Source organism: Streptomyces sp. NPDC032822 (assembly GCF_055578825.1).
In genome coordinates this window covers 212,730-227,751 of the sequence record NZ_JBVIOL010000011.1, presented here as the reverse complement: position 1 = coordinate 227,751, position 15,022 = coordinate 212,730, and the positions used below count along the sequence as shown (strand labels likewise).

11 protein-coding genes are annotated in these 15,022 nt (G+C 72.4%); 3 read left to right on the top strand and 8 right to left on the bottom strand.

Features of this window, described 5'->3' with window-relative positions; translation table 11 throughout:
* Positions 1-23: 23 nt before the first annotated feature.
* The 3 genes from ACZ5VD_RS29410 to rpe all read right to left on the bottom strand — a co-directional run bounded on the left by ACZ5VD_RS29410 (position 24) and on the right by rpe (position 2,257).
* Positions 24-329 (bottom strand): barstar family protein, encoded by a 306-nt coding sequence (locus ACZ5VD_RS29410; protein WP_468683785.1) that lies wholly within the window; start codon positions 327-329, stop codon positions 24-26.
* A gap of 119 nt (positions 330-448) precedes the next feature.
* Positions 449-1,492, bottom strand: coding sequence for a sugar-binding transcriptional regulator (locus ACZ5VD_RS29405; protein ID WP_468555003.1), 1,044 nt, complete (start codon positions 1,490-1,492; stop codon positions 449-451).
* Between the two features lie 78 nt (positions 1,493-1,570).
* Positions 1,571-2,257 (bottom strand): ribulose-phosphate 3-epimerase, encoded by a 687-nt coding sequence (gene rpe, locus ACZ5VD_RS29400; RefSeq protein ID WP_468555004.1) that lies wholly within the window; start codon positions 2,255-2,257, stop codon positions 1,571-1,573.
* 134 nt (positions 2,258-2,391) lie between these two features.
* Here rpe and ACZ5VD_RS29395 point away from each other — a divergent pair, with 134 nt between their 5' ends.
* Positions 2,392-4,542: an MMPL family transporter gene (locus tag ACZ5VD_RS29395; RefSeq protein ID WP_468683783.1), complete on the top strand. Its 2,151-nt coding sequence runs from the start codon at positions 2,392-2,394 to the stop codon at positions 4,540-4,542.
* A gap of 72 nt (positions 4,543-4,614) precedes the next feature.
* A complete protein-coding gene (gene argG / locus ACZ5VD_RS29390) occupies positions 4,615-6,069 on the top strand; it encodes an argininosuccinate synthase (RefSeq protein WP_468555006.1) in 1,455 nt (484 codons plus the stop codon).
* A 74-nt stretch (positions 6,070-6,143) separates the two neighbouring features.
* Here the strand turns inward: argG and ACZ5VD_RS29385 are convergent, their stop codons facing one another.
* Together ACZ5VD_RS29385 and fmt are read right to left on the bottom strand one after the other, a co-directional pair.
* Complete coding sequence (locus ACZ5VD_RS29385) at positions 6,144-7,580, bottom strand: RsmB/NOP family class I SAM-dependent RNA methyltransferase (protein ID WP_468555007.1); 1,437 nt, start codon at positions 7,578-7,580, stop codon at positions 6,144-6,146.
* A gap of 61 nt (positions 7,581-7,641) precedes the next feature.
* Positions 7,642-8,583 carry a methionyl-tRNA formyltransferase gene (gene fmt, locus ACZ5VD_RS29380; protein ID WP_468555008.1) on the bottom strand — a complete coding sequence of 314 codons (942 nt, stop codon included), beginning with the start codon at positions 8,581-8,583 and terminating at the stop codon, positions 7,642-7,644.
* A gap of 349 nt (positions 8,584-8,932) precedes the next feature.
* Here fmt and ACZ5VD_RS29375 point away from each other — a divergent pair, with 349 nt between their 5' ends.
* Positions 8,933-9,475 carry a hypothetical protein gene (locus ACZ5VD_RS29375; RefSeq protein WP_468683782.1) on the top strand — a complete coding sequence of 181 codons (543 nt, stop codon included), beginning with the start codon at positions 8,933-8,935 and terminating at the stop codon, positions 9,473-9,475.
* A gap of 172 nt (positions 9,476-9,647) precedes the next feature.
* Here the strand turns inward: ACZ5VD_RS29375 and ACZ5VD_RS29370 are convergent, their stop codons facing one another.
* From ACZ5VD_RS29370 to coaBC, 3 genes are all read right to left on the bottom strand, one after another.
* Positions 9,648-11,807 (bottom strand): primosomal protein N', encoded by a 2,160-nt coding sequence (locus ACZ5VD_RS29370; protein WP_468683781.1) that lies wholly within the window; start codon positions 11,805-11,807, stop codon positions 9,648-9,650.
* Between the two features lie 457 nt (positions 11,808-12,264).
* Positions 12,265-13,473, bottom strand: coding sequence for a methionine adenosyltransferase (metK, locus tag ACZ5VD_RS29365; RefSeq protein ID WP_468555015.1), 1,209 nt, complete (start codon positions 13,471-13,473; stop codon positions 12,265-12,267).
* A gap of 238 nt (positions 13,474-13,711) precedes the next feature.
* Positions 13,712-14,914 carry a bifunctional phosphopantothenoylcysteine decarboxylase/phosphopantothenate--cysteine ligase CoaBC gene (coaBC, locus tag ACZ5VD_RS29360; RefSeq protein WP_468555016.1) on the bottom strand — a complete coding sequence of 401 codons (1,203 nt, stop codon included), beginning with the start codon at positions 14,912-14,914 and terminating at the stop codon, positions 13,712-13,714.
* Between the last annotated feature and the right edge of the window lie 108 nt (positions 14,915-15,022).

The following is a 15,022-nucleotide window of genomic DNA, read 5'->3' as shown; positions in this document are numbered from 1 at the left end:
GATGAACGGACCGCGGACACGGATCAGCCGAGCGTCACGGCCACGGTGAGCCGCGGTTCACGTCCGGCCGCCTCCGAGAACACGCCCCGCGCCACGTCCCACTCCCCCGGCCGGGCCTGCGCGTACGCCTGCCAGTTCCGGACGACGATCAGCAGCCCACGCTCGGCGGCCCCCTCGGGCCACACCGCGTGGTCGGACAGGCTGTCGGCCAGCGCGTCCCAGTTGCGCCCGAACCAGTCCGGCAGCTGCAGGGCACGGGCGCAGCGGTCCATCAGGTCCGCCTTGTCCGTGACCCCGTCGAGGTCCAGCGTGACCACGAGTTCCGTCATCTCAGCACCGCCCTGCACGAGTTGTGGTGATCGCCCGGTGGCGATCACCGGTGGGGTGGACCACGTGCGGGGCGGTCGTGGCGGTATGGCCACCACGACCGCCCCGCACGGACGGTGCGTCAGATCCCGTCGGGGTCGCTCCGGTTGAGCGCCGGCTTGGGCGTCGAGCCCGCCGTCATCAGGTAGTCCGCGGCGGAGGTGTCCGTCACCAGGCTGGTGACGAGCCCGGACCGCAGCACCGCGTCGATCGCGGCCGCCTTGCGCTGTCCGCCCGCGATGGCGACGACCTCGGGAACCCGGCGGAGCTGATCGGCCTTCATGGTGATGCACCGCTCGCCCAGGTCGCGCCCGACCCGGCGGCCCTCGGCGTCGAAGAGGTGCGCGGAACTCTCGGCGGCGACACCGAGGGACGCGTAGTGCGCCCGCTCCTCGTCGCTGAGCATGTCGTGCACCGTCGAGATGCCCGGCTCCCAGGAGCCGATGGAGACACAGGCGACCGTGACCTTGTCGAAGTACTCGAAGGCCCGGGCGATCCCCGTCTGGTTGCGCAGCGCGGCCGCGGTGGCCACGTCCGGCAGCAGCATCGGCGCGTAGATGGGGTGGGCGTCGCCGCCCGACACCTGCGCGGCCCGCCGTACCGCCTCCACCGAGCCGCGCTCGGCGGTCCCGGCGTCGTACACACCCGTCAACTGCACCACCGTGCACGGCGGAAGCCGGTCCAGGGCCGCCGCCATGTGGATGGTGGACCGGCCCCAGGCCAGTCCCAGCACATCACCTTCGTTCAGGAGTTCGCCGAGCAGGTCGGCGGCCACTTCGCCCAGGTTCTCGGGGTCGGGCGAGTCCTGGGCCTCCGCCGGCGACTCGACCACGACGGCGTGCCGAAGGCCGTACCGGGCACGGAGCGCGTCGGAGCGCTCGGCGTCCAGTTCGGCCGGCACACGGATCTCGATGCGTACGAGATCCCGTTCCAGGGCGGTTTCCAGGACCCGGGCCACCTTGAAGCGGCTGACGCCGAACTCCTCGGCGATCTGGATCTTGGACTTCCCTTCCAGGTAGAAGCGGCGGGCCATGGCCGCCGCCTGCACCAGCTCTGCGGGTCCCATCCGCATGGCTGACCGGCCCGCCGACATACCCGACACGGCGTTCTCCTCACTGCTGTTCACATTCTGGATTCGCCGTTCATCCTCGCAGATGCGGCGCACTTGATCAGCCCGGATGAGAGCCGTTCACGTTCCCTTGGTTCAGTGGTCGCACGCCCAGCTGGCCTTGGCGGTCGCCCCCTCGGCCTGGGTGCGCAGTGCACGTACCGCCTCGGCCGGGTCCGATGCCCCGTAGACCGCCGAGCCGGCCACGAAGACGTCGGCGCCCGCGTCCGCGCAGCGCTCGATGGTGGAAGCGGATACTCCGCCGTCGACCTGGAGCCAGAGTTCGAGGCCGTGCTTCTTGATCAACTCGCGGGTGCGGCGAATCTTGGGGAGCATGATGTCGAGAAACGCCTGCCCGCCGAAGCCCGGCTCGACCGTCATGATCAGCAGCATGTCGAGCTCGGGGAGCAGATCCTCGTACGGCTCGATGGGCGTGGCGGGCCTCAGCGCCATGGAGGCGCGGGCGCCCTTGGCCCGGATCTCCCGGGCGAGCCGGACCGGAGCGGCGGCCGCCTCGACATGGAAGGTGACGGAAGAGGCCCCCGCCTCTACGTACTGGGGCGCCCACCGATCGGGGGCCTCGATCATCAGATGGCAGTCCAGCGGCGTGTCCGTCGCACGGGCCAGCGACTCTACGACCGGCACCCCGAGGGTGAGGTTGGGGACGAAATGGTTGTCCATGACGTCGACATGAAGCCAGTCGGCTCCCTCGACCGCCTTCGCCTCGTCCGCGAGGCGGGCGAAGTCGGCGGACAGGATGCTGGGGTTGATCTGCGCGGCCATGACCCAAGCCTGCCATGTCCGGGCACGAATGTTCGCGCCGGTCCGGACCCGAGCCGTTCACCGGATGTCGCGCGGGGGCCGTGCGTGCCATGCTGGGCGGCCGATCAGGTCCATATGCGGTTGCGGGGGTGGCCATGACCGGGAATCGAGGCATCGCACATCTGGTGTGCGGACGACGTGCCAAGTGGCTGGTGCTGGTGCTGTGGCTGGTGGTGCTGTTCCTGACGGCGCCCTTCGCCTCGAAGCTGGCCGACGCCCAGGACAACGACGCGGCCTCCTGGCTGCCGGGCTCCGCCGAGTCGACCCAGGTCCTGGAGATCTCCGAGGACTTCCGGCCCGAACAGATCCCCGCGATCGTGGTGTTCGCCCGCGAGGGCGGCCTCACCGCCGGGGACCGGACGCGGATCGCCGAGGACAGGGCCGAGCTCAAGCGGCTGACCGCGCACGGCGTCCGCGGCGCCGAGACCCGGGGCCCGGTCTACGACCGGCCGACCGACCCGCGCGCCGCCCAGATCCTCGTGCCGATCACGATGGACGAGAAGGGCTGGGAGGAGATCGGACCCGCGGTCGACTCCATGCGGGAGATCGTGGGCAAGGGCGGCGACGGGCTCGCCGTGCACCTCACCGGTCCGGGCGGTACGTCCGCCGACTTCTCCGAGGCCTTCGAGGGCATCGACTCGACCCTGCTGATCTCGGCGATGGCCGTCGTCATCGTGATGCTCCTCCTCACCTACCGCAGTCCCACCCTGATCGTGGTCCCGCTGCTCTCGGTGGTCGCCGCCCTGTTCACCTCGCAGGCCTTCATCTATCTGCTGGCGGAGCACGCGGGCCTGACGGTGAACGGCCAGAGCGCGGGCATCCTGACGGTCCTGGTGTTCGGCGCGGGGACGGACTACGCCCTGCTGCTCGTCGCCCGTTACCGGGAGGAGCTGCGCCGGCACGAGGACCGCCACGAGGCGATGGCGCTGGCCCTGCACCGCGCGGGCCCCGCGGTCCTCGCCTCCGGCGCGACCGTCGTCCTGAGCATGCTGGTGCTGCTGGCCGCCGAGATGAACTCGACGCGCGGTCTCGGTCCGGTGGCCGCCATCGGTGTCGCGGTCGCCCTGCTGGCGATGATGACGCTGTTCCCCGCCCTGCTGGTGATCTTCGGCCGCTGGATCTTCTGGCCGGTGATCCCGCACATGGGCACCGAGAACCCGGCCGACCGGGGTCTGTGGGCCCGCATGGGCCGCCGTATCGCCGTCCGCCCCCGCATGGTCTGGGGCGTCACCGCGGCGATCCTCGCGATCTGTTCGCTGGGTCTGATCCAGCTGCGCGCCGAGGGCATCGGCAACGCGGACGCGTTCACCGGGAAGCCGGACTCGATCGTCGGCCAGGAGGTCTCGGCACGCTACTTCCCGGCGGGCAGCGGCGATCCCCTGGTCGTCGTCGGCGACCAGGCGCAGGCGCGGCAGGTCCGCGAGGCGGTGGCCGCCACCCGGGGTGTCGTCCCCGAGTCGCTCGGTCTGCCACCGGGCACCAAAGCCTCCTTCGAGGGCAAGGTGCTCTTCGAGGCGACCATGACCGACCCGGCCGACAGCGAGGCCGCGAAGCGGACCGTGGAGCGGGTCCGGGACGCCGTGCACGCGGTGCCGGACGCCGACGCCAAGGTGGGCGGCGGAACGGCCTCCCTGCTCGACATGGACAAGGCGACCACGCACGACAACATCCTGATCATTCCGCTGGTGCTGGTCGTCGTGCTGCTGATCCTGTGCGCGCTGCTGCGGGCGCTGATCGCCCCACTGCTGCTCATCGGCACGGTGATCCTGTCGTTCGCCGCCGCGCTCGGCATCAGCGCGCTCGCCTTCCGGTATCTCTTCGACTACGCGGGCGAGTCCACCGACTTCCCCCTGTTCGTGTTCGTCTTCCTGGTCGCCCTGGGCATCGACTACAACATCTTCCTGACCACCCGGATCCGCGAGGAGGCGGGCCACCAGGGCACGCGCAAGGGCGCGCTGACGGGCCTGGCCGCGACCGGCGCGGTCATCACCTCCGCCGGCCTGGTGCTCGCGGGCACCTTCGCCGCCCTCGGCACCCTCCCGATGGTCGCCTTCGCCGAACTCGGGTTCGCGGTCGCCCTCGGCGTGCTGCTCGACACGTTCATCGTGCGCTCGGTGCTGGTGACGTCCCTGTTCCTGGACGTGGGCCCGAAGGTGTGGTGGCCGCACCGGCTGGCCCGGGAGGACGGCGGCACGGGCGGTTCGACGGAGGCGGAGAAGGTGAGCGGGTCGGGGCCGCCGGCGTAGGGGAGGCATCGCCGGCGGCGGTGGACCCGAAAGCTTTTTGCATGATCATGCGTGATGATGCATACTCTTCCTATGTCCAAGGTCCTCACCTCCCTTCCCGCCGGCGAGCGCGTCGGCATCGCCTTCTCCGGCGGGCTCGACACCTCGGTCGCCGTCGCGTGGATGCGCGACAAGGGCGCCGTCCCGTGCACCTACACCGCCGACATCGGCCAGTACGACGAGCCCGACATCGCCTCGGTGCCCGGCCGCGCGCAGGCCTACGGCGCCGAGCTCGCGCGCCTGGTCGACTGCCGCGCCGCCCTGGTCGAGGAGGGCCTGGCCGCGCTCACCTGCGGGGCGTTCCACATCCGCTCCGGCGGGCGCGCGTACTTCAACACGACCCCCCTCGGCCGCGCCGTCACCGGCACCCTGCTGGTCCGGGCGATGCTGGAGGACGACGTCCAGATCTGGGGCGACGGCTCGACCTTCAAGGGCAACGACATCGAGCGGTTCTACCGCTACGGCCTGCTCGCCAACCCGCACCTGCGGATCTACAAGCCCTGGCTGGACGCGGACTTCGTGACCGAGCTCGGCGGCCGCAAGGAAATGTCGGAGTGGCTGCTCGCCCACGGCCTGCCCTACCGGGACAGCACGGAGAAGGCGTACTCCACCGACGCCAACATCTGGGGCGCCACCCACGAGGCCAAGACCCTGGAGCACCTGGACACCGGCGTCGAGACCGTCGAGCCCATCATGGGCGTACGGTTCTGGGACCCGTCGGTCGAGATCGCCACCGAGGACGTGACGATCGGCTTCGACCAGGGCCGCCCGGTCACGATCAACGGCAAGGAGTTCGCCTCGCCCGTCGACCTGGTGATGGAGGCCAACGCCATCGGCGGCCGTCACGGCCTGGGCATGTCGGACCAGATCGAGAACCGGATCATCGAGGCCAAGAGCCGAGGCATCTACGAGGCGCCCGGCATGGCCCTGCTGCACGCCGCGTACGAGCGCCTGGTCAACGCGATCCACAACGAGGACACCCTCGCCCAGTACTACAACGAGGGCCGGCGCCTGGGCCGGCTGATGTACGAGGGCCGCTGGCTGGACCCGCAGGCGCTGATGGTCCGCGAGTCGCTCCAGCGCTGGGTCGGCGCGGCCGTCACCGGCGAGGTGACGCTGCGGCTGCGGCGCGGTGAGGACTACTCGCTCCTCGACACCACCGGCCCGGCGTTCAGCTACCACCCGGACAAGCTGTCCATGGAGCGCACCGAGGACTCGGCGTTCGGCCCGGTGGACCGGATCGGCCAGCTCACCATGCGCAACCTCGACATCGCCGACTCGCGCGCCAAGCTGGAGCAGTACGTCGGCCTCGGCCTGATCGGCACCGGCAGCCCCGTCATCGGCGCCTCGCAGGCCGCCGCGACCGGTCTGATCGGCAGCATGCCGGAGATGCCCCAGGGCGGCGCCGAGGCCATCGCCTCCCGCGGCGAGGTCTCCGACGCCGACGAGCTGCTGGACCGCGCGGCAATGGAGTTCGGCACGGACTGACCGGGACTCGGCACGGCAGAAGGGGCGGGTCCGGCACTCTCGGTGCCGGACCCGCCCCTTCTCGTTCCCGCGCGTCAGGCGGTCCGGCGCAGGAGCGCCAGATACATGGCGTCGGTCCCGTGCCGATGCGGCCACAGCTGTACGTCGGGCCCTTCGCCGAGGTCCGGCAGACCGGGCAACAGCGGCCGGGCGTCGACGAGTTCGGCCTCGGGGCGCTGCTTGAGCACGTCGTCGACGACGGCCCGGGTCTCGGCGAGGTGCGGCGAGCAGGTGGCGTAGCCGACGATCCCGCCGACCCGCACGGAGTCCAGCGCGGAGTGCAGGAGTCCGCGCTGCAGCGGTGCGAACCCGTCGAGGTCCTCGGGCCGCCTGCGCCAGCGCGCCTCGGGCCGCCGCCGCAGCGCGCCGAGACCGGTGCACGGCACGTCCATCAGTACTCGGTCGAAGGAGCCGGGCCGCCACGGCGGCCGGGTCCCGTCGGCCGCGATGACCTGGTAGGGCCCGGGGTTGCCGGCGAGGGTCTTGGCGACGAGCCCGGCCCGGTGCGGCAGTTTCTCGGAGGCGAGCAGGAAGGCCCCGCGTTCGGCGGCGAGGGCGGCGAGCAGCGCGGCCTTGCCGCCGGGCCCGGCACACCCGTCGAGCCACTTCTCGTCCCGCCCTTCGAGCGGCACGTTGGCCAGGGCCAGTGCGACGAGCTGACTGCCCTCGTCCTGCACGCCCGCCCGGCCCTCCCGTACGGCCTCGATGGCGCCGGGCTCGCCGCCCTCGGCCAGCCGCACGGCGTACGGCGACCAGCGTCCCGCCACCGCGGCCTCCTCCCGGAGCAGTTCGTCGGTGGTGACCCGTCCGGGCCGGGCGACGAGGGTCACCTCGGGCCGCTCGTTGTCGGCCGCCAGCAGCTCCTCGATGCCGGCACGTCCGCCGCCGAGCGAGTCCCAGAGCGCGGAGACGACCCAGCGGGGATGCGAGTGCACGACGGAGAGATGGTCCTCGGGGTCGTCGTCGTAGGGCGGCGCGACCTTGTCGATCCACTCGTCGAGGTCGTGCCGCGCGACCTTGCGCAGCACGGCGTTGACGAACTTGGCCCGCCCGTCACCGAGCACCACCCGCGCGAGTTCGACGGACGCGGAGACGGCCGCGTGGGTGGGGATCCGCGTCCCGAGCAGCTGGTGCACGCCGAGGCTGAGCACGTCGAGCACCGGCGGGTCGACCTCGCGCAGCGGCCGGTCGACACAGGCCGCGATGACGGCGTCGTACGTTCCCTGCCGCCGCAGCGTGCCGTACACCAGCTCGGTCGCCAGCGCCGCGTCCCGCCCGTCGAACTTCTCGGGCCCCTCCTTCGCCCCCTTCTCCCGCGCCTTGCGCAGCAGCGGCGGCAGGACGAGGTTGGCGTACGCGTCCCGCTCGTCCACGGCGCGCAGCGCCTCGAAGGCGAGAAAGCGGACCGGGTCCTTCTGGGGCCGACGGTAGGGCTTGCCCTTGGGGCGGGGCGGACGGGGCTGGTCGCTCACGAAAAAGGTGCTCCGGGTTCAGAGGTGGATATCCCCCAAGCGTAAGTCCGCGGCCCCCGCTTCACGCGTCGAGGGTGCCGAGGGTCTCGCCGTCGGCGATGCGCACCCCGCGCGCCCAGTCGGCGGCCCTCATCGGCTTCTTGCCCTGCGCCTGCACCCACAGCAGCTCGACGGCGTACGACCCCGTGCCCACATGGACGTCGTTCTTGCCGACGGCGAGCGTGCCGGGGGCCAGGTCGGTGCGCTCGGGCACGGGCCGCACCTGGATGAGCTTGAGCCGCTCGCCCCGGAAGACGGTCCAGGCGCCGGGCGCCGGAGTGCACCCGCGCACCACCCGGTCGACGCGCAGCGCCGGCGTGGCCCAGTCCGTCCGCGCGTCCTCGACGGTGATCTTCGGGGCGAGGGTGATGCCCTCGACGGGCTGCGGTACGGCCTTCAGCGTGCCGTCCGCGATCCCGTCCATGGTCGCGGCGAGCAGCCCGGAGCCCGCGAAGGCCAGCCGGGTCAGCAGGTCGCCGCTGGTGTCGGTGGGCCGGATCTCCTCGGTGACCGTGCCGTAGACGGGCCCGGAGTCGAGCCCTTCCTCGATCAGGAAGGTGGAGGCACCGGTGATCTCGTCGCCCGCCATGATGGAGTGCTGCACCGGCGCCGCCCCGCGCCAGGCGGGCAGCAGCGAGAAGTGCAGGTTGACCCAGCCGTGGGCGGGGATGTCGAGGGCGACGCGGGGCAGCAGGGCGCCGTACGCGACGACGGGACAGCAGTCCGGCGCGATCTCGCGCAGCCGCTCCAGGAACTCGGGGTCGCGCGGTTTGACGGGCTTGAGCACCTCGATCCCGGCCTCCTCGGCGCGCTCGGCGACGGGAGAGGCGACCAGCCGGCGCCCACGTCCGGCCGGCGCGTCGGGCCGCGTGACGACGGCGGCCACCTCGTGCCGCCCGGAGGCGAGCAGAGCGTCCAGAGCGGGAACGGCGACCTCGGGGGTACCGGCGAAGACGAGCTTCATGGGTGGGTTCGGGCCTCTCGGACGGGGTTCGGTGCGGGCGACACACAAGTTTATGGCGGAGGGCGGGGTAAGTTCCTCCCGCCCGCGACGAGGCAGCCGCCGACGGCGGACGACCCCCACGGGAGAGGCCCGTCCCTCGGCCGCCGGGAACCAGGTGATGCGCGGGCGGGAGACCGGCCGAGGCCGAACGCCGAGGCGCAAACCCCCACCCACAGGCGCACGCATATGCCGGTGCGCCCCCTCTGCGTGACCAGCGGAGCGCACACGCGTTGGTCAAGAAAGAGTTGACCACAGCGGGCCGCACATCGCGCGGCCCTTCCTTTTCATCGCCGGTTCGAGAGGCTTGTTCATGGCCGACCACGCAACCCACGACGCCCAGGCTCGGGCCAGCCTGCACTTGCTGGTGCGGGACATCGAGCGGGTCCGCCGGCAGGTGGACGCACTGCGCACGCTCACCGCCCAGCTCGGCAACGTCTACCGCCCGCGCCGCTCCGGCCCCTCCACGGGCTTCGTCGTCTACGGACGCGCCCCCGCCCCGACGGTCCGCCTCGCCCAGGAGCTGCGGGACAGCGTCGAGACACTGGTCACGGCCGCCGTGGACTTCGACCGCTCGCTCGGCTTCTCTTGGGACGCGGTGGGTTCCGCCCTCGGCGTCACCAAGCAGGCGGTACACCGCCGCTACGGCGCCCGCCGCGCCGCCGCCCCGCAGGCCACCGAGCCCGAGCTGACCCCGGAGACCACGGCCCCCCTCACGGTCAACGTGGGCGGCGGCGTCTCCACCGTGCCCACGGTCCCCGCCGCCCGCTCGATGCCGACCCAGCCGACCGCAGGCAGCCCGTCGCTCCGCGACGAGGCCAGGCCGACCGTTTTCCCGGCCCCCCGCAACGGCTGACACCGCTCCACGGCCCCACCTCACTTCCCCCTGCCCTCCCGGCGCATCCGGGAGGGCGGCCGCGTGTACGGGGTGTGCGGCAGGGGTGTCCCAGAGGGCGGCCTCGCGTGCCCAGGACACCCCGGACGTCCGGAACACCGCGCACGGAAGCCACCGGTGGGGCAGCGACGGATCAGCCGATGTCCGGCGGATCGACCCGCACCCGAACCGCCGCCTCCCCACCCCCGCCCGCACGCGCCATCCGTGCCGCCTGCGCGGCCTTCAACGCGTTCGCCAGCGCCGCCCCCGTCCCCGGCGGCACCCGGATCAGCGCCCGCTCCCAGTGCTCGCCGGGAGGCGGTGCGCCGACCCGTCGGGGTCGCCCGGCGCCGGTGACGGGTACCGGCACCGGCCCCAACACCTCTGCCTCCGGGGGCAGTTCGACCGCTCCCAGGAACTCGGCGAGCGCCTGGGCGGGCGCCGAGACGGCCGCCATCCGCGACACCGGCGGAAAGCCCAGTTCGGCCCGCTCGGAGAGTTCCCGCACCGCATGGCCGACCGGGTCCCACCGCACAAGGGCCTGTACGGGCCGCAGCGTGGGCTCGGCGACGATCACGACGGTGCCGCCCGCGCCCTGCGGCCGTACCAGCGCCGCCGCCGCGATCCACCGTCGCAACGCGTCCTCGCCGGCCCGCAGATCGGGCCGCCCGAGCATGGCCCAGCCGTCCAGCAGGAGCGCGGCCGCGTACCCTCCCTCGGCGACGGGCTCGGCCCCCGGAGTGCTCACCACCAGCGCGGGTGCCGACGCCACGGTGTCCAGTACCTGCTCGCGCCCGGACGTCCGCACCGGCACGGCCGGGAACGCCCGCCCGAGCTCCTCGGCGGTCCGTCGCGCCCCGACCACCTGCGCCCGCAGCCGGAACGCACCGCACTCCGGACAGTGCCAGGCGCCTTCGTCCTGCCCGCACCATCCGCAGCGCAGCGCGGCCCCGGACTCCTGTGCCTCCAGGGGCCCGGCGCAGTGCCGACAGCGCGCGGGCGCCCGGCAGTTGGCGCAGGCCATCCGCGGCACGTACCCCCGCCGCGGCACCTGCACGAGCACCGGTCCGTGCCGCAGCCCCTCCCTGACGGTCTGCCAGGCAAGGGTGGGCAGACGGGCGGCGCGGGCGGCCTCGTCGCGGGCGAGATCGCCGTCACCGACGGTCCGCACGAGCGGCGCGGCGCTCCTGACCTGTTCCCGCCCGGCGACCAGCGGCCGGGCCCAGCCGGTCTCCACGAGCTGTGCCGCCTCGACGGTGCAGCTCCAACTCCCCATCAGGAAAGCGCACTTGTCCTGCGCGGCACGCAGCAACAGCACCTCGCGGGCGTGCGGCTGGGGCGCGTGCTGCTCGCTGTGGCTGTCGTCGCCGTCCTCCCAGATGGCGACCAGTCCGAGATCCTGCACGGGGGCGAACATGGCGGCCCTGGTCCCGATCACCGCCCGTACCGAGCCGCGTCGCACCGCCAGCCACTCCCGGTACCGCTTCTCGGGTCCGGCGTCGGCGGTGAGCACGGCATGCCGCCCCTTCCCCAGCAACGCCGTCAGCGCGGCGTCGACCCGCGCGACCGCGCGCCCGTCCGGCAGCACGGCCAGTGCCCCGCGGCCGGAGGCCAGCGTGGCGGCCACGGCCCGTGCGAGTTCCTCGCTCCACTGCGGCCCCGGCAACGCGTTCCACACGGCGCGTGGAGCGGCCCCGGACGCCAGCGCCTCCACGAACGCGGCCCCGTGCTCGTACCGCCCCCAGGACCCCGCCTCGGGTGCGCTCGGCGGTGGCAGCGGCTCCGGGGACGGTCGCTGCTCGGCCCGCGCGCTGCGCGGCGGCACGGCGAGCTGAAGAACGTCGGCGAGGCTCCCGGCGTACCGGTCGGCGACGGCCCGTGCCAGCCCCAGCAACTCCTCGCCGAGCACCGGCTCCGGCGACACGACCTGCGCCAGCGCGGCCAGCGGCCCGGAGTAGTCGGACTCGGCCAGCCGCTCGACGAGGAACCCGCCGATCAGCCCGCCGCCCTCACGCCGCCCGTCCCGCACCCGATGCCGCCCGGCCCCGAACCGGACCCGCACCCGCACCCCGGGCTGCGCGTCGTCGTCCAGTTCCTCCGGCACGGCGTAGTCGAAGTACCGGTCGAGATGCAGCACACCCTTGTCCACGAGGACCCGGGCGACCGGCAGTTCTTTGGCGAGCGCGGCCCCCCGCCAGGTCCGCGGCTTGGCCCGCGGCTCCTTCGCCTTGCGCACGCTCTCCCGAATGAGCGCAAGCTGCTCGGGCGGGGCACCCTCTCCCCCGCCGCCCACCGACCCGTCCTCGCTGCTCACGCCTGCATTCTTACCAAACCGCACTGACAACCGACGCCGCCCAAGGCCCTCGACGCCAACGACACACACTCCACCTCGGACCACGCGGCCACCCCACCCGGGACCACACCGGCCGCACGATCCCGCCGTCGTACCTCAAGCCGTGCCCCACCACGGCGAACACGGCCGACGACCCGCCGCTCGTCCACCACGCCCTGGACGTGCGAACCACCAGCAGGTCTCCGAGCCGTTCCGGCATCTCCTACCGGGCACCCTCCCCAAGGGACCTGCCACCGAAGGTGGAACGCGACCCGGTCGACCCGTTCACCGGGTTCATGCGAAAGGTGGGTTCCGCGCCGGGCGACGACGACTGCGTGCCGGTCGCCGGCCAGGTGGCGATGGCCATCCAGGACAGAACACCTTCGAGGCCCGGTCCCACCTGGGACCGGGCCTCGAACGTCAGGACTTGGCTGCGTACCTACAGGCCCGCGGCCTTCCGCAGCGCGTCCACGCGGTCGGTCTTCTCCCAGGTGAACTCGGGGAGTTCACGGCCGAAGTGACCGTACGCCGCGGTCTGCGCGTAGATCGGGCGCAGCAGGTCGAGGTCGCGGATGATGGCGGCCGGGCGGAGGTCGAAGACCTCGTCGATCGCCTTCTCGATGCGGTCCGTGTCGACCTTGGCGGTGCCGAAGGTCTCCACGAACAGGCCGACCGGCTCGGCCTTGCCGATCGCGTACGCCACCTGCACCTCGCAGCGGGTGGCCAGGCCCGCGGCGACGACGTTCTTGGCGACCCAGCGCATCGCGTACGCCGCCGAACGGTCCACCTTGGACGGGTCCTTGCCCGAGAAGGCGCCGCCGCCGTGACGGGCCATGCCGCCGTACGTGTCGATGATGATCTTGCGGCCGGTCAGGCCCGCGTCACCCATCGGGCCGCCGATCTCGAAGCGACCGGTCGGGTTCACCAGGAGACGGTAGTTCTCGGTGTCCAGCTTGATGCCCTCGTCGAGCAGCGCCTTCAGCTCCGGCTCCACCACGAACTCGCGGATGTCGGGGGCGAGCAGCGACTCCAGGTCGATGTCGCTGGCGTGCTGCGAGGAGACCACGACGGTGTCGAGGCGGACGGCCTTGTCGCCGTCGTACTCGATGGTGACCTGCGTCTTGCCGTCGGGCCGCAGGTAGGGGATGGTGCCGTTCTTGCGGACCTCGGACAGCCGGCTCGACAGGCGGTGCGCCAGGAAGATCGGCAGCGGCATGAGGGTGGGGGTCTCGTCGGTCGCGTAACCGAACATCAGGCCCTGGTCGCCCGCGCCCTGACGGTCCAGCTCGTCCTCGTCACCCTCCACCCGGGACTCGTAGGCGGTGTCGACGCCCTGGGCGATGTCCGGGGACTGCGCTCCGATGGACACCGAGACACCGCAGGAGGCGCCGTCGAAGCCCTTCTTCGAGGAGTCGTAACCGATCTCCAGGATCTTGTCGCGCACCAGCTGGGCGATCGGCGCGTAGGCCTTGGTCGTGACCTCACCGGCCACATGCACCAGGCCGGTCGTGATCAGCGTCTCGACGGCGACCCGGGACGTCGGGTCCTCCTTGAGCAGCGCGTCGAGAATGGTGTCGCTGATCTGGTCAGCGATCTTGTCGGGGTGACCCTCGGTCACAGACTCCGAGGTGAACAGGCGACGGGACACAACGCTCCCTGAGGTTGCAGCGGCTGCTGGCTGATCATTGGCGGACGGGACGGAGGCTGCGCCCGGCGTCGTCCGAGAACAGTTTATCGGTCGCACTCGGCCACCTGCTCCCCTGTCTCGCCACTCGGGAGCGCTGTGACCTGCGGCACGGGCATTCTGCCCAATCCCGGGCGGGCTTGGCCAGGGGCGCCACGCCCCAATCTGCGGGGTCTCGGCGACCTTGTAGCGAGGAGAACACTCAGGTCAGGCGGTCGGCCACCAGGTCCCACACGATTTCGGCCAGGGCTTCCTTCGGGCCGTACGGGACCGGGGTCTCGCTGCCGTCGGCGCCCAGCACCACGGCCTCGTTCTCCTCGGAGCCGAAGGTCTTGCGCTCCCCCACCTCGTTCACCACGAGGAGGTCGCAGCCCTTGCGGCGCAGCTTCGTACGGCCGTTGGCGAGTACGTCGTCCGTCTCGGCGGCGAAGCCGACGACCACCTGGCCGGGGCGGGCGCGGTCGGCCGAGATCTCCGCGAGGATGTCCGGATTCCGTACGAGCACGACGGGTTCCGGGTCCTGTCCGTCCTTCTTCTTGATCTTCCCGGTCGCGTACTCCTTCGGCCGGAAATCGGCCACCGCGGCGGCCATGACGACGGCGTCGGCGTCCGCGGCGGCCTTCAGGACCGCTTCGCGCAGCTGCACGGCGGTCCCGATCGGGACGACGTCCACGCCGGCCGGGTCGGGCATGCCGGTGTGCGCCGCCACCAGCGTGACCCGGGCGCCCCGGGCGGCGGCGGTGCGGGCAAGGGCGTAACCCTGCTTGCCGGAGGAGCGGTTGCCGAGGAAGCGGACCGGGTCGAGGGGCTCGCGGGTGCCGCCGGCGCTGACGACGACGTGCCGCCCCGTGAGGTCGGGTTCGGTGACACCTCGGGCCAGGACGCGGCGGCAGACCTCGAAAATCTCGGCGGGATCGGGCAGTCGGCCCTTGCCCGTGTCGACGCCGGTGAGGCGGCCCACGGCCGGTTCGACGACCACGGCGCCCCGGCGGCGCAGCGTCGCCACGTTCTCCCGGGTGGCCGGGTGTTCCCACATCTCGGTGTGCATCGCGGGCGCGAAGACGACCGGACAGCGGGCGGTGAGCAGGGTGTTGGTGAGGAGGTCGTCGGCGAGGCCGTGGGCGGCCTTGGCGAGCATGTCGGCGGTGGCCGGGGCGACGACGACCAGGTCGGCGTGCTGGCCGATGCGGACGTGCGGCACCTCGTGGACGTCGTCCCAGACCTCGGTGGAGACCGGGTGGCCGGAGAGGGCGGACCAGGTGGCGGCACCGACGAAGTGCAGGGCGGAGGCGGTCGGCACGACCCGGACGTCGTGCCCGGACTCGGTCAGTCTGCGCAGCAGTTCACAGGCCTTGTACGCGGCGATGCCACCGCTGACCCCCAGGACGACCTTCGGCTTGTCCACCGTCTCTCCCCGCACCTCGGAACACGTACACCGCGGCTCCCGGCGTACGACTCCATCACACACCACAGGCCCGGCAGTCGCGCTGCCGGGCCTGTGGAAAAGCCAACT

Bases quoted from the DNA above. Each gene is read 5' to 3' on its own strand.
- ACZ5VD_RS29410 (WP_468683785.1), bottom strand. From the start codon at position 329: ATGACGGAACTCGTGGTCACGCTGGACCTCGACGGGGTCACGGACAAG.
- rpe (WP_468555004.1), bottom strand. From the start codon at position 2,257: ATGGCCGCGCAGATCAACCCCAGCATCCTGTCCGCCGACTTCGCCCGC.
- ACZ5VD_RS29395 (WP_468683783.1), top strand. From the start codon at position 2,392: ATGACCGGGAATCGAGGCATCGCACATCTGGTGTGCGGACGACGTGCC.
- argG (WP_468555006.1), top strand. From the start codon at position 4,615: ATGTCCAAGGTCCTCACCTCCCTTCCCGCCGGCGAGCGCGTCGGCATC.
- fmt (WP_468555008.1), bottom strand. From the start codon at position 8,583: ATGAAGCTCGTCTTCGCCGGTACCCCCGAGGTCGCCGTTCCCGCTCTG.
- ACZ5VD_RS29375 (WP_468683782.1), top strand. From the start codon at position 8,933: ATGGCCGACCACGCAACCCACGACGCCCAGGCTCGGGCCAGCCTGCAC.